The following is a 21,114-nucleotide window of genomic DNA, read 5'->3' as shown; positions in this document are numbered from 1 at the left end:
AACCTCGAGGCAAGCATCGTACCTGTGGGAGCTGGCTTGCCAGCGATGAGGCCAGCACTGACAACATAAGACAGTTGCTCCCACAGGATCTGCGCAGCGCCTGAAACTGCCGCGATCGTTGTGGGAGCGGGTTCACCCGCGAAGAAGCCAGCGCCGCTCCCCCTGCCGGCCCCTCAGCCCGATCGAACAAACTATCCTTCTGTAAGGTCAACCTTCAGGCGAATCATCGTCGGCGTATCACGCCCGACGACGATCCTGAAGTCGATCGCGGAGGGAGGCTGATCGTGCACATCGCCGACATCACCATGTTCTACGCGCCGGCCAGCGGGGGTGTGCGGACGTACCTCGATGCCAAACACCGCCGCCTCGGCGCCATGCCCGGCGTACGCCACAGTTTGTTGATCCCCGGCCCCAGTGCCAGCCACGCCGATGGCATCCATCACGTCCCCGCCCCACCCCTGCCATTCGGCAACGGCTACCGTTTCCCGCTGCGCCTGGCACCCTGGTGCAACATGCTGCGCCGCCTGCAGCCCGACCTGATCGAAGTCGGCGATCCCTACCTCACCGCCTGGGCCGCGCTGGAGGCACGGCGCAAGCTCGGTGTACCGGTGATCGGCTTCTATCACTCCGACCTGCCGCTGCTGGCAAGCAACCGCATGGGCCACTGGTGCACGCCCAATGTCGAGGCCTATGTGAGCAAGCTGTACGGCAACTTCGACCGGGTGCTGGCGCCAAGCCAGGTGATGGCCGACAAACTGCGCCGGCTGGGGATCAGGGATGTGCACGTGCAGCACCTGGGCGTTGACCTGGCACTGTTCAACCCGGCCCGGAACGACCCCGGCCTGCGCGCCGAGCTGGGCATCGCTGAAACCAGCCGCCTGCTGGTGTTTGCCGGGCGCGGCTCGCGGGAAAAGAACCTGCCGCTACTGCTCGACTGCATGCGCCTGCTGGGCCACCGCTACCACCTGCTGCTGCTCGGTTCGAACATGCCGGCCAGCGTGCCGGACAACGTCAGCGTGATCGACCATTTCTGCCCTGCGCAGGAGGTTGCCCGGTTACTGGCCAGTGCCGACCTGCTGCTGCATGCCGGCGATCAGGAAACCTTTGGCCTGGTGATTCTCGAAGCCATGGCCAGCGCCACTGCGGTGGTCGCCGTACGTGCAGGCGCGTTCAGGGAAATCGTCAACGAGCGGTGTGGCCGCCTGTGTCGCCCCAACGACAGCCAGGCCATGGCCGACGAGGTGCGCGAAGCGTTCGAGGACGGCGTGGGCCGCCTTGGTGCCCAGGCCCGCTTGCATGCAGAGCAGCACTATAGCTGGGACCAGGTGGTCAACGGCCTGCTGCTGCACTACCAGGCGGTACTCGGCCACCAGCCGCAGGTACGTGCCCATGGCTGAGCCCGACGGCGCCGCACGTAGCCTTATGCTGGTGCTGCACGATGTCGCGCCGCAAACCTGGCCCGACTATCAGCCTTTCGTGCAGGCCATCGACACACTCGGCGGCGTGCCGATGACCTGGCTGGTGGTCCCGGACTTCCACCATCGCAACTACCTGGCCCGCTCACCGACCTTCTGCCGCCTGCTCGAGCGGCGCCTGGCACTGGGTGACGAGTTGGCCCTGCACGGTTACTACCATGCCGACGACGGGCCGCCGCCCCGTGGGCCTGGCGAGTACTTCATGCGCCGTGTCTACACCCATGAAGGTGAGTTCTACGGGCTCGACCAAATGGCGGCCTTGCAGCGCCTGCAAGCCGGGTTGGCGCTGTTCGGTCAGCAAGGCTGGCCCGTCGCCGGCTTCGTCGCCCCCGCATGGCTGATGAGCGAAGGCACCCGGCAGGCCTTGCGCCAACTGCCGCTGCGCTACACCAGCACTGCCCGATACCTGTATCGCCTGCCGGACTTCACCGCATTCAACGCCCCTGGCCTGGTGTGGAGTGCGCGCAGCGCCTGGCGCCGCAGCCTGTCGAAGCTGGTGAACGACTGGCAGTACCGACACTGGCAGCAGGCCGATACGCTGCGCCTGGGTTTGCACCCAATCGACATGCGCCATCCAGCCTCCCGTCACTACTGGCTGGACACCCTGCATCAGTTGTTGGCCGAAGGCCGCGAACCCCTGACCAAATGCGCCTGGCTTGATCGCCAGCTCACTGCATGAAACGCACAGACTGGCCTGGGTGTGAAGTTCGACGGCTGCCGCGGCGATCCTGAGCTGACCTGCGGTTACCGCTATTACTCTTGGTCGGCCGGAAGGAGCAGCGTGTGTGCGCCTGCTTGCGCGTGCGCTGCTGGGGCGCTGGCGGCCTCAGAGGGGTTGAGCGCTTGCCACAACGCGGCGGCACCGGGGAACTCGGTGCCGTCCTCGTCGCGCAGCGCTTCGGGGTCGAAACGCGCCAGGCAGCCTTCGCCCAAGGTTGGGGGCGCGCAGGCGCCGGCCTTGTCGCGAGGGCCTGCCATGGTCAGTCGAAGACCACGGTCTTGTTGCCGTGCACCAGCACGCGGTCTTCGAGGTGATAGCGCAGGCCACGGGCCAGCACCATCTTCTCCACGTCACGGCCGAAACGCACCATGTCCTCGATGCTGTCGGCGTGGCTGACACGCACCACGTCCTGCTCGATGATCGGGCCGGCATCCAGCTCTTCGGTGACGTAGTGGCAGGTCGCGCCGATCAGCTTCACCCCGCGCAGGGAAGCCTGGTGGTAGGGCTTGGCACCGACGAACGACGGCAGGAAGCTGTGGTGGATGTTGATGACCTTTTCCGCGTAGTCGCGGCACAGCTGTGGCGGAAGAATCTGCATGTAGCGCGCCAGCACCACCACGTCGGCACCGTGCTCCTGGACCAGGCGCGAGACTTCGGCGAAGGCCGGAGCCTTGTCCTTCGGGTCGACCGGCACATGGAAGAACGGAATCCCATGCCACTCGACCATGCTGCGCAGGTCGTCATGGTTGGAGATCACACAGGGGATCTCGCAATCCAGTTCATCGGTGTGCCAGCGGTGCAGCAAGTCGGCCAGGCAGTGGGATTCACGGCTGGCCATCAGCACCACGCGCTTCTTCTGCGCCGAGTCGGTGATCCGCCAGGTCATGGAGAACTCTTCGGCGATCGGCGCAAACGCCTCGCGGAATGCTTCGATGCCGAACGGCAGGGATTCGGCGCGGATTTCATGGCGCATGAAGAACCAGCCACTCTGTTCATCGGAGTGGTGGCTGGCCTCGTTGATCCAGCCATTATAGAGGGCCAGGAAATTACTGACTTTTGCCACGATGCCGACACGGTCGGGGCAGGCAATCACCAGTCGATAGGTGCGCATGAGAGGGGCTCCAGAACTTCGCAAAGGCGCATATTCTAGCGGCCCGGGAGGAAAAACGCAGTATTGATCGACAGGCATCGCAGCGCCGACGACAGGGAAAATTCGCACGCGTCATCTCCCTTCTTCGCAAAGGGGTATGGCGATTAACCTGTCATTTATGTAAATTTTTTTTAACCAAACAGCGATCTGGCCATTCACTGCTATTAATTGATTCGTGACTTTTTAATTGTTTACTTGCGAGTATCGCCTGTCTATTATTGCCCGCACTGTCTCCCTGAATATGCATTAAGGAACACGCCATGTCGCTGATCAACGAATACCGCGCCACCGAAGAAGCCATCAAAGAACTTCAGGCCCGCCTGGCCAACCTGTCCCAGGATGACAAGCTGAAGAAAGAACTGGAGTTCGAAGGCAAACTGCGCACCCTGATGGGCGAATACTCCAAGTCGCTGCGTGACGTGATTGCCCTGCTCGACCCGGAAAGCAAACTGAGCAAGGCCCCGCGCGGCGCGACCAAAGTCACCGCCACCAAACGCGCACGCAAGGTCAAGCAGTACAAGAACCCGCACAACGGCGAGGTTATTGAAACCAAGGGTGGCAACCACAAGACCCTGAAAGAGTGGAAAGCCAAATGGGGCGGCGACGTCGTTGAAGGCTGGGCCACCCTGCTGGACTGATCCGCGTATCACGCAATCAGTTACAACTTGAAAAACGCCGGCAGCTGCCGGCGTTTTTTTTACTGCTTGCGTTCAAATCTGGAACTGCATTTTCAATTGCCCGGCATGCGCCTGCCAGGCCTTCAATACCGCTCTCCCCGCCTCGTCAGCCTCAGCCCAACTGCTCTGCAACGCCTTCTCAAAGTCACCCAGGGTGTTCGGTGCGCCCATGGCAGGGTCGCTTAAGCGCTGCTGGCAGAATGCCTGCCAACGCGCCTGCTCTTGTGCATTGAGGGTGTCGGCAAAGTTGCGTGCACGATAACGGAACAACAGCTCGGGCAAGCGCGAATCATCGAACATCCAGTGGCCCTTAGCCAATTGCGCCGGGTCTGTGGTACGTACTTGTTCACACAAGCGTCTGTCTCGATCACCGATGAATCCGTCGTACAACTGCTGTTCCGGATCCTCACACGGAGCAAAGTCTTCTTCCCCGTAAATAATCTCGAGTTTGTCACGCCAATGGGCCTGCTGGCTGGCCAGCTGCTCAGCGTGCTTTTGCAATTGCGCCATATCCAGGCCCAACCGTTGTTGATCGGCGGGGCGCACTACCGACAAGGGTGCCAGCACCGGGCAACGATTGACATGCACCAACTTCAACGGCACCGGTAGTTCGCCTTCAACCAATGCTTCGCGCCGAGTGTACAACCGCTGGCGCAGCACCTCGGCACTTTCCTGCAGCAGCGGTGAAGTTTCCTGCCCCAGGTCACAGACAATCAGGGCGTTGCGATTACGCGGATGCCAGGCCAATGGCAGCACCACGCCGATGTAATTACGCTGGGCAGAGAAACGCCCTGATACATGTACCAATGGCTGCAGCAGACGAATCTGCTCCATCACTTTGTGTTTGCTGCGTAACTGGAACAACCAGTCATAGAGTTTCGGTTGTTTCTCGCGGATCAGTCGCGCCAGCGCAATGGTTGCCCGTACGTCGGACAGCGCTTCATGGGCGTGGCCATGGTCGATGCCATTGGCCTTGCTGAGCAGCTCCAGGCGCAGGCTGGTACGCCCCTCCTGCTGCGGCCAGACAATCCCTTCAGGGCGCAGGGCATACGCAGTGCGCACCACGTCGATCAGATCCCAACGGCTGTTGCCGCCCTGCCATTCGCGGGCGTAGGGGTCGAAAAAGTTGCGGTAAAGGCTGTAGCGAGTGACTTCGTCATCGAAGCGCAGGGTGTTGTAGCCGGCACCGCAGGTGCCTGGGCGGGCCAACTGCTCATGGATGCGGGTCATGAACTCGGCTTCGCACAAGCCCTGGCTGGCCAACTGCTGCGGCGTGATACCGGTCACCAGGCACGCGGCGGGGTGCGGCAGGATGTCATCGGAGGGACGGCAATAGAGGCTGATCGGCGCCTCGATCTCGTTGAGGTCAAGGTCGGTGCGTACACCGGCCACCTGCAACGGGCGGTCGTTGCGTGGGTTGATGCCGGTGGTTTCGTAGTCGTGCCAGAAGATGCTGGAGCTCACGGGGTCTTCCTGTAACAAGGTCGACCAGAGTCTAGCGGGCGTAGTGGCGCCAGGGCCAGCGTTCAGGCAGAGGCGTTGAGCGGTCGAAAACTGAAGTAGTCGCGCAGCGAGCGCACGAAATCGTCGTATTCCTGGGGTGCCTGCAGCAGCATGAAGCCGGCATCGTAATGCCCCGGCGTCTCGTCTTCGCGGCACCACAGGCAACTGGCGGTGAGGTTGATCAGTTGCTGCCCGCCGCCGGCCTGCGGCACGCGCAGTTGCAGCTCGAAGTCTGGCCCCACCAACACCGGCAATTGACTGATCAGCATCAGGCCGTCCTCGGAGGCATTGCCCAGGTAACCGATCTGCTGGTCGGTAAAGCGGTTGTAGACCTTGAGTACGCAGGACAGTTGGTGGCGTTGTATATGACGTTCGATAAACATGGCGGCTGTGTATTCCTGTACCCGGAGCCAGGAAGACAAGGTACTGGCAGTGATCGTTACAACTTGTTTAACAGATTAGCCCAGCCCGATGGGCCATTACCATGAAATCGGCGACACCTTGGGATTAACGCCAAGGTGTACCTTTTACCGGGCTGGCCACTGCCGCTTCACCCCGCAGATAGCCCAGCTTCTCCAGGGTCTGCAGACGGGCCTGGGCGCGATAGGCGTACTCATTGCGCGGGTACTGCTGGATCAGGTACTGATAGGTCTGCGCTGCATCCACGTAAAGTTTCTGCCGCTCCAGGCACTGGCCACGCAGCATCGACACTTCCGGATGGATGAACGGCCGGGCGCGGCTGGTGCGGTCGACCTGTGACAGCTCCAGCATGACCCGCGAGCAGTCGCCACGGTCATAGGCGCGGTAGGCATTGTTCAAATGGTGGTCCATGGACCAGCGGGTGCAGCCGACGACACTGGCCGCCATGGTCAAAACGATCAGGGTGCGCATGGGAACTCTCCTTGGATGCCAAGTGTATCGGCGCCTGTGTGAAATTCTCCAGCATCAAGTTACAAGTGGCGAAATGCATGAATCAGCCGCTCATCCATCTGCTTGTAGCCTGCCGCTTGTAGCTTGCGGCTCCAAGCGTGCAAGCGACCGTTGATTCTGCCTCCCGGTAGTGCAACGGAACAATGACTACAGCTCAATTGAGGAGTAGCCTCTCGCTGCGCTTCACTATAGGAGTCTGTGCATGACCATCCGTCGTACCAAAATCGTCGCCACCCTTGGCCCCGCCAGCAACTCGCCGGAAGTGATCGAACAACTGATCCTCGCCGGCCTGGACGTGGCACGCCTGAACTTCTCCCACGGCACCCCGGACGAGCACAAGGCCCGCGCCCGCCTGATCCGCGACATCGCCGCCAAGAACGGCCGCCACGTCGCGCTGCTGGGCGACCTGCAGGGTCCGAAGATCCGCATCGCCAAATTCAGCAACAAGCGCATCGAACTGAAAGTCGGTGACAAGTTCACCTTCTCCACCGCCCACCCGCTCACCGAAGGCAACCAGGACATCGTCGGCATCGATTACCCCGACCTGGTCAAGGATTGCGGCGTCGGTGACGAACTGCTGCTCGACGACGGCCGCGTGGTCATGCGCGTCGAGACCGCCACGAGCGATGCCCTGCATTGCGTGGTGATCATCGGTGGCCCGCTGTCCGACCACAAAGGCATCAACCGCAAGGGTGGCGGCCTGACCGCGCCAGCCCTGACCGAAAAAGACAAAGCCGACATCAAGCTGGCCGCGGAAATGGACCTGGACTACCTGGCCGTCTCCTTCCCGCGTGACGCCAGCGACATGGAATACGCCCGCAAGCTGCGTGACGAAGCCGGCGGCAGCGCCTGGCTGGTGGCCAAGATCGAACGCGCCGAAGCGGTGGCCGACGACGAGACCCTCGACCAACTGATCCTCGCCTCCGACGCAGTGATGGTTGCGCGTGGCGACCTGGGCGTGGAAATCGGCGACGCCGAGCTGATCGCCATCCAGAAGAAGATCATCCAGCACGCTCGCCGCAACAACAAGGCGGTGATCGTCGCGACCCAGATGATGGAGTCGATGATCCAGAACCCGATGCCAACCCGCGCCGAAGTGTCCGACGTGGCCAACGCCGTGCTGGACAACACCGACGCGGTGATGCTGTCGGCCGAAAGCGCCGCTGGCAGCTACCCGATCGAAGCCGTCCAGGCCATGGCCCGTATCTGCTCGGGCGCCGAAAAGCATCCGACCAGCCAGAAGTCCAGCCACCGCCTGCACACCACCTTCGAGCGCTGCGACGAGTCCATCGCCCTCGCGGCGATGTACACCGCCAACCACTTCCCCGGCGTCAAGGCGATCATCGCCCTCACCGAAAGTGGCTACACCCCGCTGATCATGTCGCGCCTGCGTTCGCATGTGCCGATCTTCGCGCTGTCGCCGCACCGTGCCACCCAGGCACGCGCCAACATGTTCCGTGGCGTCTACCCGATCGCCTTCGACCCGGCTTCGCTGCCGGCCGACAAGGTCAGCCAGGCGGCGGTCGACGAGTTGCTCAAGCGTGGTCTGGTCGAGCAAGGTGACTGGGTCATCCTCACCAAGGGCGATAGCTACCACACCATCGGTGGCACCAACGGCATGAAGATCCTGCATGTCGGTGATCCGCTGGTCGGCTGATCCGCACGCGGTACCTATCGCGGGGCAAGCCCGCTCCCACAGCGCCGACATTGGCGTGGGAGCGGGCTTGCCCCGCGATGCTTTTCAACCCTCAAACATGCTCGGTAAATACGTCCGCAAACACCTGATTGCGCGGCACCCCGGCAATGAACAGCCGCCGGGCGAACCGCTCCACACTCGCCGGCGACCCGCACGCCAGCGCCATGGTCTGACGCGACATCAGCTTCAACCCAGCCAAAGCTTCATCCAACTGCGCCGCCAACAGCAATTCGACCGTCACGCCATCCAGCGCCTGTAACGACTGCGCCAGATAGTGCCCCTCAGCGGTGTGTGCCACATGCAGCACCTTGATCTCCCCCCGATGCCCCTGGCGCAACGCCTCGCGCAAGATGCCCCACAATGGCGCCAACCCGGTGCCCGCTGCCAACAACCACAGCGGCCGCGCCTGCCAGTCCGGGTCGTAATGCAGGGCGCCGCCGCGCAGCTCACCGAGCCTGACTTCATCACCCGCGCTCAACTGCCGGGCCCGGTCGCAGAAAGCACCGGGGCGGCTGCAATCGATATGAAACTCCAGGCAATCGTCCTCACCCGGCAAGCTCGCCAGCGAATAGGGACGGGCGACATCGCCACACCACAGAACCAGATGTTGCCCGGCCCGGTAGCGCAGCGGCCTTTGCGGTTCGAGCCGCAGGCGCAGCACATCGCCGAACCAGTCCAGGCCGCTGACCCTGGCCGGCAAGCCATCACGCTGCGGGTCGAACACCGCCACCCGCAGGTCACCGGCCACCGTGCACTGGCAGGCCAGTCGCCAGCCCTCGTCGCGCTTGTCGGCGCTCAGTGCCTCGGGTTTGGCATCGACGGGCAGGCCGTCCAGGCAGCGCACCAGGCAGGCGTGGCAACTGCCGGCGCGGCAGCTGTAGGGCACGGCGCAACCGGCGTCGTTGAGCGCATCCAGAAGATTGCTGCCCAAAGGCACCGCCCATCGGCGCTCATCCACAGTCAGTTCGGCCATGTCATTCATCTCCAAATACTCGCCTGATGATCAAGCAATGGGGCCGCTTGGCGGCCCTTCGCGGGTGAACCCGCTCCCACAGGATTTGCGCATGCCTTGAACTTTGCGCCGTACCTGCGGGAGCGGGTTCACCCGCGAAGGGCTGCGCAGCAGCCCCAGTCGATGACACCCGTTAAACCATTGAACAGCATCACACTACCCACGTCATCAGCAAAAACGATGCCCGCCCCGCAGCCGACCAAGGTCCAGACCACCCGCAGGTGTTTCCCGCGGCGGGGCGCGGTATACTGCCGCGCCTTTTTGCCCCGGCCCGACCAGCCGGAGCCTTGCCAGGCACTGCCGACATACCGGTGTGCGTTGTCGGTGTGCCTATTTGAATGTTCCCGTCTTTAAGAGGAGCGCGCTGCATGACCGTGATCAAGCAAGACGACCTGATTCAGAGCGTTGCCGACGCCCTGCAATTCATCTCGTACTACCACCCCGTCGACTTCATCCAGGCGATGCACGAGGCCTACCTGCGTGAAGAGTCGCCCGCCGCGCGTGACTCGATCGCCCAGATCCTGATCAACTCGCGCATGTGCGCCACCGGCCACCGCCCGATCTGCCAGGACACCGGTATCGTCACCGTGTTCGTGCGCGTGGGCATGGACGTACGCTGGGACGCTACCCTGAGCGTCGACGACATGATCAACGAAGGTGTGCGCCGCGCCTACAACCTGCCCGAGAACGTCCTGCGCGCCTCGATCCTGGCCGACCCGGCCGGGGCCCGCAAGAACACCAAGGACAACACCCCGGCCGTCATCCACTACTCCATCGTCCCCGGCGACAAGGTAGAGGTCGATGTCGCAGCCAAGGGCGGCGGCTCGGAAAACAAGTCGAAGATGGCCATGCTCAACCCGTCCGACTCGATCGTCGACTGGGTGCTCAAGACCGTCCCGACCATGGGCGCCGGCTGGTGCCCGCCAGGCATGCTGGGCATCGGCATCGGCGGTACCGCCGAGAAAGCCGCGGTAATGGCCAAGGAAGTGTTGATGGAGTCCATCGACATTCATGAGCTCAAGGCCCGTGGCCCGCAGAATCGCATCGAAGAGATCCGCCTGGAGCTGTTCGACAAGGTCAACCAGCTGGGCATCGGCGCCCAGGGCCTGGGCGGCCTGACCACCGTGCTCGACGTCAAGATCATGGACTACCCGACCCACGCCGCCTCCCTGCCGGTGTGCATGATCCCCAACTGCGCCGCTACCCGTCACGCCCACTTCGTGCTCGACGGCTCCGGCCCTGCCGAACTGGAAGCGCCGTCGCTGGACGCCTACCCGGAAATCGTCTGGGAAGCCGGCCCAAGCGCCCGTCGCGTCAACCTCGACGAGATCACCCCGGAAGAAGTCGCCAGCTGGCAGCCAGGCGAGACCATCCTGCTCAACGGCAAGATGCTCACCGGCCGCGACGCCGCGCACAAGCGCATGGTCGAGATGCTCAACCGCGGCGAAGAGCTGCCGGTCGACCTCAAAGGCCGCTTCATTTATTACGTCGGCCCGGTCGACCCGGTCGGTGACGAAGTGGTAGGCCCTGCCGGCCCGACCACCGCCACCCGCATGGACAAGTTCACCCGCCAGATCCTCGAGCAGACCGGCCTCTTGGGCATGATCGGCAAGTCCGAACGTGGCCCGACCGCCATCGAAGCGATCAAGGACAACAAGGCCGTGTACCTGATGGCCGTCGGCGGCGCCGCCTACCTGGTGGCCCAGGCCATCCGCAAGTCGAAGGTCCTGGCCTTCGCCGAGCTGGGCATGGAAGCGATCTACGAGTTCGAAGTGAAAGACATGCCAGTCACCGTTGCGGTGGACAGCAAGGGTGAGTCGGTACACATCACCGGCCCTGCGCTGTGGCAGAGCAAGATCGCCGAAAGCCTGGCGGTTGAAGTGAAGTAATCATCGCCCACGCGATATGAAACGCCCGGCCAATGCCGGGCGTTTTTATTCGATTTAATTATTTGGTTTCTGACTAGCGCCCTTTTTCGACGCCTGCGAGCGGGGCACTTCCGACCTCGCTACCTGATATTTTTGCCAGGTTTCAACCGCTCGCCGCCTGAATAGAATACCACCTGAACGTCAACAGTCAGGTCAGGCCATCATGACAACTAAACGGAAACGCACGATCAGTGACTGGCTCAGCAGATTTGAAATTGTTCTTTCATCCGCCAGCACCTCCGTTTACAACAACAGCCGCCAACAAGTGGAAGTCGTCATCCTGGCGAAACCACAAGATGGGCAGACCATCTCCGAAACAGAATATGCTTCATTGCGCATTGTCAGCCAGAAGGTCATCGGTATTTACGACCCCCTTCCGGAGAATCATGCCTCTGCGCCCTGGTTCTATAGCAACCAACACGACGAACGATTCGACTACTTCCCCAGCTTGACGCCACCCGCGCTCCCCGAACCGCCGATACCTGCGGAACTCGACGCAATGGTATTGATCCGTGGGGATGACGTATCCTACTGGCTAAATGACAACAACAGCCGCTTCAAGCAGCTTTATATTCATAGTCGAGCGCCGGCTGGCAGCAAAGTGACCCTGCGAGTGGCCATCACCCGAGATGCCGAAGGTGGCGGAAAGGGCGAAGACTATTACTCTGACGATATCTATGAAAGTTCCATTGACCTCTACGCCCATCCGGCTCCAAGTTACGTTTTCCCTCAAGACTACCAATGGGCACAAACCCGAGATGAAGGCGACACCGTCGGCGGTTCACGCTTTATTCACGAGCACCGTTTGACCCCCAATAACGTGCCCTTTTCCTACGCGGTATTCGAGACAGGGGATACCAAAGGCATGATCCGCTGGCAGGATCATCAGCCGGACCAGACCTTCGCATCACACGTCGGCATCGCGTTGCCTGGTAACAAGACGGTGCACTACGACACCGGCATCCGTCTGGGTGCCTACTTCCCTGTGCGTCAGGTCAAAGAGGTCAGAACTGACAACACCAGCGCCGTCGTCGTGCTACTGCAAGGTGACAACCAGATCCCTTACTACACCGCAGGCACCGATCGCCAGGGCCCTTGCCGACTCTCCGCCTACGATCGGCATGGCAACCGTCATCGCTTGTCCATTGCCTTCGACCCTACGCAGACGGACCCGTTGGCTCGTCGCACCAAGCTCACGGTGGTCAACACAAGCGCCCTGGACGAACAGACCACACCGTTACGTGTCGCCAATATTGCGTTCTTTCAGGTGAAAGGGATCGGTTCGGCGAACAACAATACAAGCTGCCCGCTCTACAACAACACGTACCAATCCACCTACATCGATATCGTGATCCGAGCGCTCGACGAAAAACAGCAGCCTGTCCAACTGACGGCTGCTGAACTGAACAGCATTCAGTTGCTGCGTTACGATACAGGTGCAGCGCTCGGCAGCGGCTATACCACGTATATCGCTGCCACACGTCGCTCGCCCTATGACCTGTTCGACTTTTATCCTGGCACACCGACGCAGAACAGTTTGGCACCCAGCCAGAATGATCAGGCCATACGCTTCTGGTTGACGACCAACACCACCACGAACTTGCAGGTTGCTGCGCGCCTCGTGCTCGGCGGTGTTACTTACCACACCTATCAGAAAGACCTGCCGGTCGGCGGTGTTACGGTCGCGGGCAAGTCCAACAGCTCAGCCACTATCGTGCCTCACCCTCGGAACTACGATCTAGGCCCACAACATTTCAGATATGGCTACAAAAACTACTCAAACAGCAGCAATACAGATGTCGACGTTTATCATCTTTGGGTCCATGACAGCCAATACCAGCTCCGCTACTCGTCGGGCGGCGACAACCTGCACTATCAAAACACCACAGATGACATACAGTACGAGCAACTACATTACAAACTTGACCGCCCCCGCGAGGTTAGAGTAAGCCTTTCCTTTTTTTATTTTGCGACAATAAATGATGTACCCGGCCATGCGTACGGCTCACGCTTCAGGATAGGCCCTCTAATCGGCCCCCCCAAGAAAGATCTTGGCTTTCAGATAGCCTATTACGATCAAAATGGTAACGGGCATAAGCTATGGGTCGCGAACGAGACCGGAACATTTGGAAATAAACTAATGTGGGTAAATGTGCCCTATGTGAATATTAGCCAGTCCGACTAAATCAACGATCAGTCAATGTACATCACCGCCCTTACCATTGGTCACGGAATTTTACATACCGGGCAGTCCAATTAAGCTCACTAGAAAATATTGATCAGGTCTGACAGCGGCGCCCGAGCGATATATAAATACCGCTCGCCGCGCCCCTTCTCCCACTTAAATGAGCCCTCTTCTCCCACAAAGGAAAGGCTCATGGCCCACACGCAATCCGCCAATCAATGGCTTCGTCGATTCCGCGTCGATGTGACCTCCAACTCCAACCGCGTCTACGCCAACGGTCGCCAGCAGGTCGAAATCACCGTGACCCTGGAGCCGCGCGATGGCCAGACCATTTCGGAACAAAGCCTGGCCACGCTAGAACTGCTGCAGATCGATGACGAGGGGCAATTCCACATCCTTAATACCGAGCTGCAAGCCCACCACGAGCGCGACCCGCGCTTTGCCTATCATGCAGCCTCCGGCGTTGTACCAAGCCCCTTGATGGAGTCCTCGCCCCGTACCATCCGCCGCCGCTTCTACGTGACCTCGACACTGCCCGGCGGCACGCTGAGCACCCTGTATGCCGGGATCTGGAAGGACGAGCAGAGCCATTTCGAAACCAACGTCGCCCCGTTCAAGTCATCGGTAATCATCGAGTCCATCTCGCCCCAACGGATCCCCGAGTCGGCCTTCGAGCTAAAGATGCAAGACACGATCGCCTACAAGGAGCCCGCCGGGCGTTACTGGGATGACGAAGTCGAGCACCAGGTCGGTTACTTCGGCCTCAGCGACCCCAACAACTTCATCGTGGAAAGCCGCTCCCAGGCAACACCCGGTGGCCACGCCTTCTACGAACGCCACAACTGGGACCATGCGCAGTTTTCCTTCGAGCTGACCAACGACTACAGCCAGCACGCCGAAGTGAGCGTCCATGGTGTGGGTCAGGCCTTCTCCCTGGATGTACCCGGTTCACGGGGCCGCCTGACCCATCGTCCCCAGCAGATGACGCTGCACCGCTACCACCGACGCTTCTATGCACGCCACTACAACGCGCTCAATGAAGAACAGAGCCTGTGGAAAGTCATCGACCGTAACGGCAACGAACATCGCATCGAATTCCTCAGCAAGAAGAACGGCCACGCCATCGACTTCCAGGTGATCCAGGGCAACGCCTGATACACAGGCCCGGCGCCCCGAGAAAGGGTGCCTGGCGTTTCTGGTTCAACCGAGGAAACCTGCATGTCCACACTGCACACTCAAGCCGGCAACTTCCTGGACTTCCTGAAGACCGGCGTAGACCCTCGCACCGGCCAGTTCACCCTGGCCATCGCCCTGCCCCTGCCACCGGCCAACCAGCTCTGCGGCCCCGCCCTGAGCCTGACGCTCAGCTTCAACTTGCTGAACTCCGCGCTCGATCGCGGTTATGGCCAAGGTTGGGCCCTGGGCCTGTCGGAAATCGATCTGGACCAGAACGCACCAAGACTGCGCCTGAGTTCGGGCGAGCAGTTCGCCGTCGACCTAGGTGCTTCCCAGTTCACCGTCAATGGTCGACTGGCGTTGCACGATCAGAAACTGACCACTTTCCTGGTGACCTGGCAGGCCGATGGCAGCCTGCGCGTCGACCACAAGTCCGGGGAAAGCGAGATTCTCAGGCGCCAGCACAGCGACAGCGGCCGCTACCTGCTGGCCGAGCTGCGCTCCCCGGAAGGTCGCAGGCTGTTCTTCGACTGGCTGCCGTTCGCCGAGGGCGATTTCAGGCTCCAGCAGATCCGCGACGAACAACGCCCCCTGCTGGTCCTCGAGGACCGCCAGGGCGAGCTGCACTTCATCCTGAACCCGCACAGCCAGCAGCCCGCCAGCTTGCGCGCGCTGCTCAGCAATGACTGGCTGACCGAGGTCCATCTACCTGGCGTCGCCGAACCGTTCAGCATCGACTACGAGCCCATCGACCTTGCCGACGCGACGACCTTGCTGCTGCCCAGCTACATCCGCAGCCCGCTGGGTGCCGAGGACTTCGTGCACTGGGCCAGCGACAGCGATGGCCATCGCCTGCCGCCGGGAGCCCCCTTCCCCTACCTGCCTCGGGTGGCGGCCTGGACCCATGCCACCGGCCACAACGGCACCGAACTCAACCGCAGCTACACCTGGCTCGGCGAACACAACTTTCTGGGCTTCGGCAGCGACCAGGCCTTCGTGTGGCACACCGGCCGAGACAACCTGTACCAGGTCGAAGGCGACTATCGCTATGAAGTCATCGAAACCCTGAGCGACGGCGACGGCCGGGCCCTTGGCAGCCATCACTTCACCTGGGACCGCCATCACCTGCTGGTCAGCGAAGTGACGCGCAAAGGCCTGTGTGAAACACGCAGGACCACCACCCATGGCGTGGACCCGAGCCTCACCTGGGAACAGCAGCCGGCCTGGTGCCAGTTGCCCCAGCAGGTCTGCATGACCTATATCGATCATGCCCGCGATGGCGCCAACCGCAGCGAGACCACCACCTACCGGTACGATGAGGCCGGCAACATCCTGCACGTGCGCTACCCCAGCGGTGTCGAGGAACACAACAGCTACTACCCGGCGACCGGCGCCGACGGTTGCCCGGCCGATGCCCTGGGCCGGGTACGCTGGCTCAGGAACAAGACCGTGACGCCAGCACCGGCTGACGGCCAGGCACCCACACTAGGCACCCTATATACGTATCAGGCTCTGCCATCGCTGCTCGAGGGCGAACCTGCCCACACAGTGGTGGCTCGCGAACAAGGTTGGGATGAGGGCGAGCAATGCCTGCTGGAAACCACCCGCCAGGCCTACTGCACCACACCAGGCCCCGGCTACGGTCGGCTGGCCGGCAGCGCCACGACCTTGAACGGCAAGACCACCACGACCGAATACCACTACCGCACCGAACACGATGAACTGGTCACGCAGACCACGCTCATCGGCTTCGAGAACGACGCCGAGAACCGCTCGACCCGCAGCGATGCCCGCTCGCTGCTGAGCGGCTTGACCACCTGGGAGCGTGACGAGGCAGGGGCACTCACCACCTACGCCCATGACCCGCTCGGCCGGATCGTGCGCACCATCACGGCCGCCGGCAGCCCCTACCAGGCCGAGCGCCAGGCCAGCTACCACCTGGGCGACACCATCGCCAGGCAAGCCGCCAACGGCGAGGCGCCCAACCCCGTGATGGTCGAACAGGTCGAGGTCAGTGGTCGCCGCCAACGGCAGTGGCTCGATGGGGATGGGCGAACGGTCAGGGTGGAGCTGGAAGATATCCAGCAGGCACCGGGCACCTTCAGAACCGTCTCATGCACAAGGTTCGACGCGATGGGCCGTCCGGTCAGCGAGACGGCCATGGACTGGCTCGGCGAAGGCATTGCACCACTGCGCCTGACCACCACCACCGCCTACGATGACTGGGGTCAGGCCTCGCTGCGCATCAGCCCCGAGGGCATCGAGCAGCATGTTCGCCATGACCCGATTCGCCAGCGTACCGAGCACTGGCAGGTTGGCGCAGGGCGCAACGGCCCGCGACAGGTCATCGAGCTGAATGCGGCCGGCAGCCCTGCCCGACAACAGCATTTCGACAGCGACGGCCAGCTGGTGCGCACCTTGAAGCTCACTCGCGATGGCCTGGACCGGGTCATCGAAGAGCGCCTCACCGTCCCAGGCTCGACCGACATCGTCAACCGCAAGCGCTACGACCACTACTCGCGGCTAGTCGAGCAACAGCTGCCCGACGGCACCCGCCTGGCCTGGACCTTCGCCGCCCACAGCGACGACCAGCACGTGGAAACCATTGCCATCACTCCCGCACAAGCGCAGGCCCCCGCATGACCACCGACAGCATGATTCTCGGTCGCCAGACCTTCGACGGCCTCGGCCGCCAGCGCTCGGTGGTAGTCGCCGGGCGCACCACCCTCTATCACTACCGGGCCGGGCAGTTGCCGCCCAGCGCCAACACCTTGGCCGATGGCAAGCGCGTGGCCTTCACCTACGCGCCACAGCTGGGCAATGCATTGCTTGGCAGCCACGCCGACGGCGCCACACAGCAACGCATCGACTACCACCCCACGCTTGGCCTGCCGTGCGCCGCCAGCGGCGAGCTGGGCAGCCAGCATTGGAGCTTCGACGCAGCGGGCCTGCCGCTGCGTGATACCTGGCAGGTCGATGGCGAGGAACACAGCACCCAATGGCGCCACTCGCTCAATGGCCTGCTGCTGGGCTTCACCGACAGCAGCGCAGTGGAGCACCAGCGTCACCACGATGGGCTCGGCCGGCTCAGCGTGCTCAAGGTCGGCGACGTGACGACCACTTTTGCCTACGACGCCTTCTCCCGCCTTGAAGCCGTGACCACCCAGGACCCCGTCGCTGACCGCCGACTCACGCGAAAAATGACTTACGACAGCATGGGCCGCGAACATCGCAACACCTTCACCGTGCTCAAGGACGGCAACACCCGGACCTTCACCCAGACCCTCGCCTACTCGGGCCTCGACCAACTCATCTCACGCACCTGGCATGACGGCGAGCAGCAGGGCGAAGAGACCTTCGCCTACGACTTGCGTGGACGCCTGGTGCACTACCGGGCCGACCTGCACGCCGCGCCGCAAGACCCCTTCGGTAACCGGGTCGTCGAACAGCGTTTGAGCTTCAACGCCCTGGACGGCCATACCCGGATGGTCAGTAACTTTGCCGATGGCACCCTTGACGAGGCTCGGTTCAGCTACGCCGAAAACGACCCCACCCAGGTTGTCTCGATCACCCATACCCACCCGTCCTGGCCCGAACGGATCGACCTCACCTACGATGCGTGCGGTCGCCTGATCGCTGACAGCCTGGGCCGTCAGCTGAACTGGGACGCACATGAGCGCTTGGCACGGGTGCAGCTCGATGGCAGAACCTGCGAGTACCGCTACGACGCCAGCGGCCACCTGTGCGACCGGGTGCTCGATGGCCAGCTCGCGCGCAGTTTCTTCAGCGCCGATCAACTGACCCACACACAGCAGTCTGGTCAACACCACGGCCTGGTGGGTGTTGGCGCCTCGTTGTTCGCGATCAACCACCCAGGCGCCAATACCACCCTGCTTGGCTGCGACGGCCAGGGCAGCGTACGCCTGGAAGCGGGCGACGATGTTCGCGAATACCGCTACACCGCTCACGGCAGCGGGCCGAACGATTCGGCCGTGTCCCGGTTCGGCTTTGCCGGGGAACGCCAGGAACCGCTGACCAGTTGGCTGATCCCTGGCGGCTATCGCCCCTACGATCCGCTGCTGATGACTTTCCTCGCCCCCGACAGCGAAAGCCCGTTCGGTCGTGGTGGCATCAATGCCTACGCCTACTGCGGCGGCGACCCGGTCAACTGCATCGACCCGGATGGCCACAGCTGGATGAGCTGGACCGTGGTCGGCATCGGCCTGGCCATGGGCGCCGCGGCCACCCTGGGCAGCCTGGGCACCGCCGCCCCGGCCGTCGCCACCGTCCTCGCCGGCGGCCTGGGCGCCCTCAGCGCCAACAGTGCCCTGGCAATCAGCACCGCCGCCCTCAGTGCCATCTCCCTCGGCACCGGGGCCGCTGGTGCCGCCCTGCAAGCCAGCGATGCCGACAGCAAGGCCGCCAGCGTGCTTGGCTGGATCGCCCTGGGCACCGGCATTGCCAGCGCGGTGACGGGCATGGCGCCTGCGGCGGCCAAATGGGCTGCCGGGCTTTCGAGCTGCTCGGGTCGCGCGGCCAGCAAGCTGGCACACTTCAAGCCTTACAGAGTTGGCCCGGGTGGCGGCCAGCGCCCCGCCACGGTGCTGTTCGGCACCACCAAGGACGGTAGCGATGTGGCCTTCATCCCCAACTTGTATGCAGAGAACACCGCGGCATTCATGACTCACGGCCACCCGCTGGGCATGCTGATGAATGCCCAGGGCCAGGCCGACGATGCCGCGAACATCGCCAGGAACCTGATCGCACCACGCCTGGCCGAGATGGGCTACCCGGCCGACCAGAAGATCGTGTTACTGGCGTGCTGGGGCGGCAAGAGCGGTGCGGCGCAGAAGATCGCCAATGAGCTGCGCCGGCCCGTGGAAGCCTACAACCAGAAGATTTTCCTGCGAGGGGCCGCCGCCCTGCAGATGCCTCGAAAATACGAACCGCTCTGGACCGGAGGCATCAACAACATACCTGTCTACAAGCCATCATTGGCAAGCAGGGCCTGGCGCCGGCTCAACGGCCATGTCCCAGCTTTTGCCGACAAGCCCTACTCGGTTGCCAAGAGCCAGCTCTATCACCCTGGTTGAGCGACGCACGCAGAGAACTGTTCCGGCCAGTCCCGTCGGGTGAGGACCTGCCCCTCCCGCCTCACCCGACGAAGCAGCCCAAGATCAAGGTCGCACCACAACCATTGGCTGCCAGGCGGATCAAGCTCGGCGCTCAGTGCGATCACGCCATCCGCCGGCATGCCATGATCCGGCGGCACGAACAACCCGGCGCGGCCCACATTCACGTCCAGCGCCGGCGACCAGCTCGCCTGCCCCACGCTCGGGCTCTGCAACACGGCGATCTGGCTCTCCAGCGCCCGGGCCTGGGCGCCGATGCGCACGCGGTGGTAACCGGCCTCGGTGTCGGTGCAGCTGGGCGCCAGAATCAGGTCGGCACCGGCCTCGGCCAGGTGCCTGGCAAGCAGGGGGAACTCGTTGTCGTAGCAGATCAGGATGCCCAAGCGCCCCAGCGCCGTGTCGAACACCCGCAGCCCCCGCCCGGGGGCGATGTCCCACTGCTCGCGCTCGAAGCGCGTCATCATCAGCTTGTCCTGGTGGCCCAGCCGCCCCTCGGGGCCGAACAACCAGGCGCGGTTGCGGTAGCGGCCATCGCTGTCCAGTACCGGTGTGCTGCCGGGCTGCAGATAGACGCGCCAGCGGCGGGCGATGGCTTCGCACAGGTCCAGCCAGGGCTCGATCAACGGCTGAATCCCGGCGATCGAGCCTTTCAGGTCGCTGCGCTGATCGGCGGGCAACTGCCCGCTGAGTACCATCCCGGCGTATTCCGGCAACAGCAGCAGTTGCGCCCCCTGTTCGGCTGCCTCGGCGCACAGCCGTTCAAGATGCGCTGCGTAAGCCTCCCAGGTTTCGAACAGCTCGATGGCGTACTGGCAGGCGGCGAGGCGGATCATGCCGGCAACGCCTTGAGCCAGAACGACATGATCTTGCTCGACTGCTCCTGCTCGTCGAGATCGCGCCAGCTGTAGGTAGTGCGCAGCGAGGGCTCATGCAGGAAGCCACGGTTGCGCCAGAAACCATGCAAGGGTTTGTAGTCCGAAGGCCGGCGCGGATGCCCGGCCGGGCGCTCCACCGCGCAGAAGGCGCAATAGTCGAACTCGGCCAGCTTGTGGGCATAGGACTCGCGCTCGATGAAAAAGCGCACGCCCAGGCCCTGGCCACGGTAGGCCGGCAGCAGCACCGACTCACCGAAGTAGTAGACCGAGGCCGGGTCACGGCCCTGGGCCAGGAACGGCTGCTGGAACTCGGGCGTCTCGTCCACCAGCGGCAGGCCGGTTGAAGCGCCGACCACTTGGCCGCCGTCCAGCGCCAGCACTGCCAGGCTGCGCCCGGACCGGGCATAGGTGGCCAGGTAATCGGCTTCATAGGCTTCAGTGCCTTGGTAGAGGTAGGGAAACTCGCGGAACACCGTCAGGCGCAGGCGAGCGAGGTCATCGATGTAAGGCGCGATGGCGGCGCCATGGAGCAGGCGAATTTCCATGGGGGGCGGTCGTTTTGTCGATGTGGATGACGCGCTCGGCTAAGCCGGGCCTGAGGGGAAACCCTATCATCGGGCCCAGGCCATTCCCTTTCCCCTGCGCGACAGGTAT

The 21,114-nt window shown here is 62.8% G+C and carries 17 protein-coding genes; 9 read left to right on the top strand and 8 right to left on the bottom strand.

The features are described 5' to 3' along the window. Nucleotides 1-278: 278 nt before the first annotated feature. Together gpgS and gpgD are read left to right on the top strand one after the other, a co-directional pair. Nucleotides 279-1,397: an N-acetylglucosaminyl phosphatidylglycerol synthase gene (gene gpgS, locus DM373_RS18330; RefSeq protein ID WP_482822401.1), complete on the top strand. Its 1,119-nt coding sequence runs from the start codon at nt 279-281 to the stop codon at nt 1,395-1,397. After that, complete coding sequence (gpgD, locus tag DM373_RS18325) at nt 1,390-2,154, top strand: N-acetylglucosaminyl phosphatidylglycerol deacetylase (protein WP_110994926.1); 765 nt, start codon at nt 1,390-1,392, stop codon at nt 2,152-2,154. The genes gpgS and gpgD overlap by 8 nt, the downstream gene beginning before the upstream one ends. A 74-nt stretch (nt 2,155-2,228) precedes the next feature. Here gpgD and DM373_RS18320 read toward each other — a convergent pair whose 3' ends face one another. Both DM373_RS18320 and purU read right to left on the bottom strand, forming a co-directional pair. Further along, complete coding sequence (locus tag DM373_RS18320) at nt 2,229-2,453, bottom strand: hypothetical protein (protein ID WP_110994925.1); 225 nt, start codon at nt 2,451-2,453, stop codon at nt 2,229-2,231. A 2-nt stretch (nt 2,454-2,455) separates the two neighbouring features. Continuing rightward, the gene (gene purU / locus DM373_RS18315; protein WP_110994924.1) at nt 2,456-3,307 is read right to left on the bottom strand and encodes a formyltetrahydrofolate deformylase; all 852 of its coding nucleotides are present in this window, start codon (nt 3,305-3,307) and stop codon (nt 2,456-2,458) included. A 299-nt stretch (nt 3,308-3,606) separates the two neighbouring features. On the opposite strand from purU, the gene mvaT reads away from it, so the two are divergent. Continuing rightward, nucleotides 3,607-3,984: a histone-like nucleoid-structuring protein MvaT gene (gene mvaT, locus DM373_RS18310; RefSeq protein ID WP_110994923.1), complete on the top strand. Its 378-nt coding sequence runs from the start codon at nt 3,607-3,609 to the stop codon at nt 3,982-3,984. Between the two features lie 72 nt (nt 3,985-4,056). On the opposite strand, the gene sbcB is transcribed toward mvaT, so the two are convergent. The 3 genes from sbcB to DM373_RS18295 all read right to left on the bottom strand — a co-directional run bounded on the left by sbcB (nt 4,057) and on the right by DM373_RS18295 (nt 6,417). Next, nucleotides 4,057-5,487, bottom strand: coding sequence for an exodeoxyribonuclease I (gene sbcB, locus DM373_RS18305; protein WP_110994922.1), 1,431 nt, complete (start codon nt 5,485-5,487; stop codon nt 4,057-4,059). 62 nt (nt 5,488-5,549) lie between these two features. Continuing rightward, nucleotides 5,550-5,909 (bottom strand): PilZ domain-containing protein, encoded by a 360-nt coding sequence (locus tag DM373_RS18300; RefSeq protein WP_110994921.1) that lies wholly within the window; start codon nt 5,907-5,909, stop codon nt 5,550-5,552. A 124-nt stretch (nt 5,910-6,033) separates the two neighbouring features. Next, complete coding sequence (locus tag DM373_RS18295; RefSeq protein WP_110994920.1) at nt 6,034-6,417, bottom strand: tol-pal system YbgF family protein; 384 nt, start codon at nt 6,415-6,417, stop codon at nt 6,034-6,036. A 241-nt stretch (nt 6,418-6,658) separates the two neighbouring features. Between DM373_RS18295 and pyk the strand changes: the two genes are divergently transcribed. Continuing rightward, nucleotides 6,659-8,113 carry a pyruvate kinase gene (pyk, locus tag DM373_RS18290; RefSeq protein WP_110994919.1) on the top strand — a complete coding sequence of 485 codons (1,455 nt, stop codon included), beginning with the start codon at nt 6,659-6,661 and terminating at the stop codon, nt 8,111-8,113. Between the two features lie 91 nt (nt 8,114-8,204). Here pyk and DM373_RS18285 read toward each other — a convergent pair whose 3' ends face one another. Continuing rightward, nucleotides 8,205-9,125, bottom strand: coding sequence for an iron-sulfur-binding ferredoxin reductase (locus DM373_RS18285; RefSeq protein WP_110994934.1), 921 nt, complete (start codon nt 9,123-9,125; stop codon nt 8,205-8,207). A gap of 407 nt (nt 9,126-9,532) precedes the next feature. Between DM373_RS18285 and DM373_RS18275 the strand changes: the two genes are divergently transcribed. From DM373_RS18275 to DM373_RS18255, 5 genes are all read left to right on the top strand, one after another. After that, a complete protein-coding gene (locus DM373_RS18275) occupies nt 9,533-11,053 on the top strand; it encodes a fumarate hydratase (protein WP_110994918.1) in 1,521 nt (506 codons plus the stop codon). Between the two features lie 202 nt (nt 11,054-11,255). After that, nucleotides 11,256-13,277 (top strand): hypothetical protein, encoded by a 2,022-nt coding sequence (locus DM373_RS18270; protein WP_110994917.1) that lies wholly within the window; start codon nt 11,256-11,258, stop codon nt 13,275-13,277. 192 nt (nt 13,278-13,469) lie between these two features. After that, nucleotides 13,470-14,432, top strand: coding sequence for a hypothetical protein (locus DM373_RS18265; RefSeq protein ID WP_110994916.1), 963 nt, complete (start codon nt 13,470-13,472; stop codon nt 14,430-14,432). 63 nt (nt 14,433-14,495) lie between these two features. Beyond that, on the top strand, nt 14,496-17,096 hold the full coding sequence (locus DM373_RS18260) for an RHS repeat domain-containing protein (RefSeq protein WP_110994915.1): 2,601 nt from the start codon (nt 14,496-14,498) through the stop codon (nt 17,094-17,096). Next, the gene (locus DM373_RS18255; RefSeq protein ID WP_110994914.1) at nt 17,093-19,546 is read left to right on the top strand and encodes an RHS repeat domain-containing protein; all 2,454 of its coding nucleotides are present in this window, start codon (nt 17,093-17,095) and stop codon (nt 19,544-19,546) included. Before DM373_RS18260 ends, DM373_RS18255 begins: the two co-directional genes overlap by 4 nt. Here DM373_RS18255 and DM373_RS18250 read toward each other — a convergent pair. Further along, nucleotides 19,534-20,418: a carbon-nitrogen hydrolase family protein gene (locus tag DM373_RS18250; RefSeq protein ID WP_110994913.1), complete on the bottom strand. Its 885-nt coding sequence runs from the start codon at nt 20,416-20,418 to the stop codon at nt 19,534-19,536. The genes DM373_RS18255 and DM373_RS18250 overlap by 13 nt on opposite strands. Next, the gene (locus DM373_RS18245) at nt 20,415-21,005 is read right to left on the bottom strand and encodes a GNAT family acetyltransferase (RefSeq protein WP_110994912.1); all 591 of its coding nucleotides are present in this window, start codon (nt 21,003-21,005) and stop codon (nt 20,415-20,417) included. Before DM373_RS18245 ends, DM373_RS18250 begins: the two co-directional genes overlap by 4 nt. Between the last annotated feature and the right edge of the window lie 109 nt (nt 21,006-21,114).

It is taken from the genome of Pseudomonas sichuanensis (assembly GCF_003231305.1).
In the GTDB taxonomy this organism is placed as follows: domain Bacteria; phylum Pseudomonadota; class Gammaproteobacteria; order Pseudomonadales; family Pseudomonadaceae; genus Aquipseudomonas; species Aquipseudomonas sichuanensis.
The sequence above is the reverse complement of the archived record's forward strand: the minus strand, read 5'-3'. Positions and strand labels throughout refer to the sequence as shown.

Bases quoted from the DNA above. Each gene is read 5' to 3' on its own strand.
- DM373_RS18270 (WP_110994917.1), top strand. From the start codon at position 11,256: ATGACAACTAAACGGAAACGCACGATCAGTGACTGGCTCAGCAGATTT.
- gpgD (WP_110994926.1), top strand. From the start codon at position 1,390: ATGGCTGAGCCCGACGGCGCCGCACGTAGCCTTATGCTGGTGCTGCAC.
- DM373_RS18245 (WP_110994912.1), bottom strand. From the start codon at position 21,005: ATGGAAATTCGCCTGCTCCATGGCGCCGCCATCGCGCCTTACATCGAT.
- DM373_RS18260 (WP_110994915.1), top strand. From the start codon at position 14,496: ATGTCCACACTGCACACTCAAGCCGGCAACTTCCTGGACTTCCTGAAG.
- DM373_RS18320 (WP_110994925.1), bottom strand. From the start codon at position 2,453: ATGGCAGGCCCTCGCGACAAGGCCGGCGCCTGCGCGCCCCCAACCTTG.
- mvaT (WP_110994923.1), top strand. From the start codon at position 3,607: ATGTCGCTGATCAACGAATACCGCGCCACCGAAGAAGCCATCAAAGAA.
- DM373_RS18265 (WP_110994916.1), top strand. From the start codon at position 13,470: ATGGCCCACACGCAATCCGCCAATCAATGGCTTCGTCGATTCCGCGTC.
- pyk (WP_110994919.1), top strand. From the start codon at position 6,659: ATGACCATCCGTCGTACCAAAATCGTCGCCACCCTTGGCCCCGCCAGC.
- DM373_RS18255 (WP_110994914.1), top strand. From the start codon at position 17,093: ATGACCACCGACAGCATGATTCTCGGTCGCCAGACCTTCGACGGCCTC.
- DM373_RS18300 (WP_110994921.1), bottom strand. From the start codon at position 5,909: ATGTTTATCGAACGTCATATACAACGCCACCAACTGTCCTGCGTACTC.
- DM373_RS18295 (WP_110994920.1), bottom strand. From the start codon at position 6,417: ATGCGCACCCTGATCGTTTTGACCATGGCGGCCAGTGTCGTCGGCTGC.
- purU (WP_110994924.1), bottom strand. From the start codon at position 3,307: ATGCGCACCTATCGACTGGTGATTGCCTGCCCCGACCGTGTCGGCATC.
- DM373_RS18250 (WP_110994913.1), bottom strand. From the start codon at position 20,418: ATGATCCGCCTCGCCGCCTGCCAGTACGCCATCGAGCTGTTCGAAACC.
- DM373_RS18275 (WP_110994918.1), top strand. From the start codon at position 9,533: ATGACCGTGATCAAGCAAGACGACCTGATTCAGAGCGTTGCCGACGCC.
- DM373_RS18285 (WP_110994934.1), bottom strand. From the start codon at position 9,125: ATGGCCGAACTGACTGTGGATGAGCGCCGATGGGCGGTGCCTTTGGGC.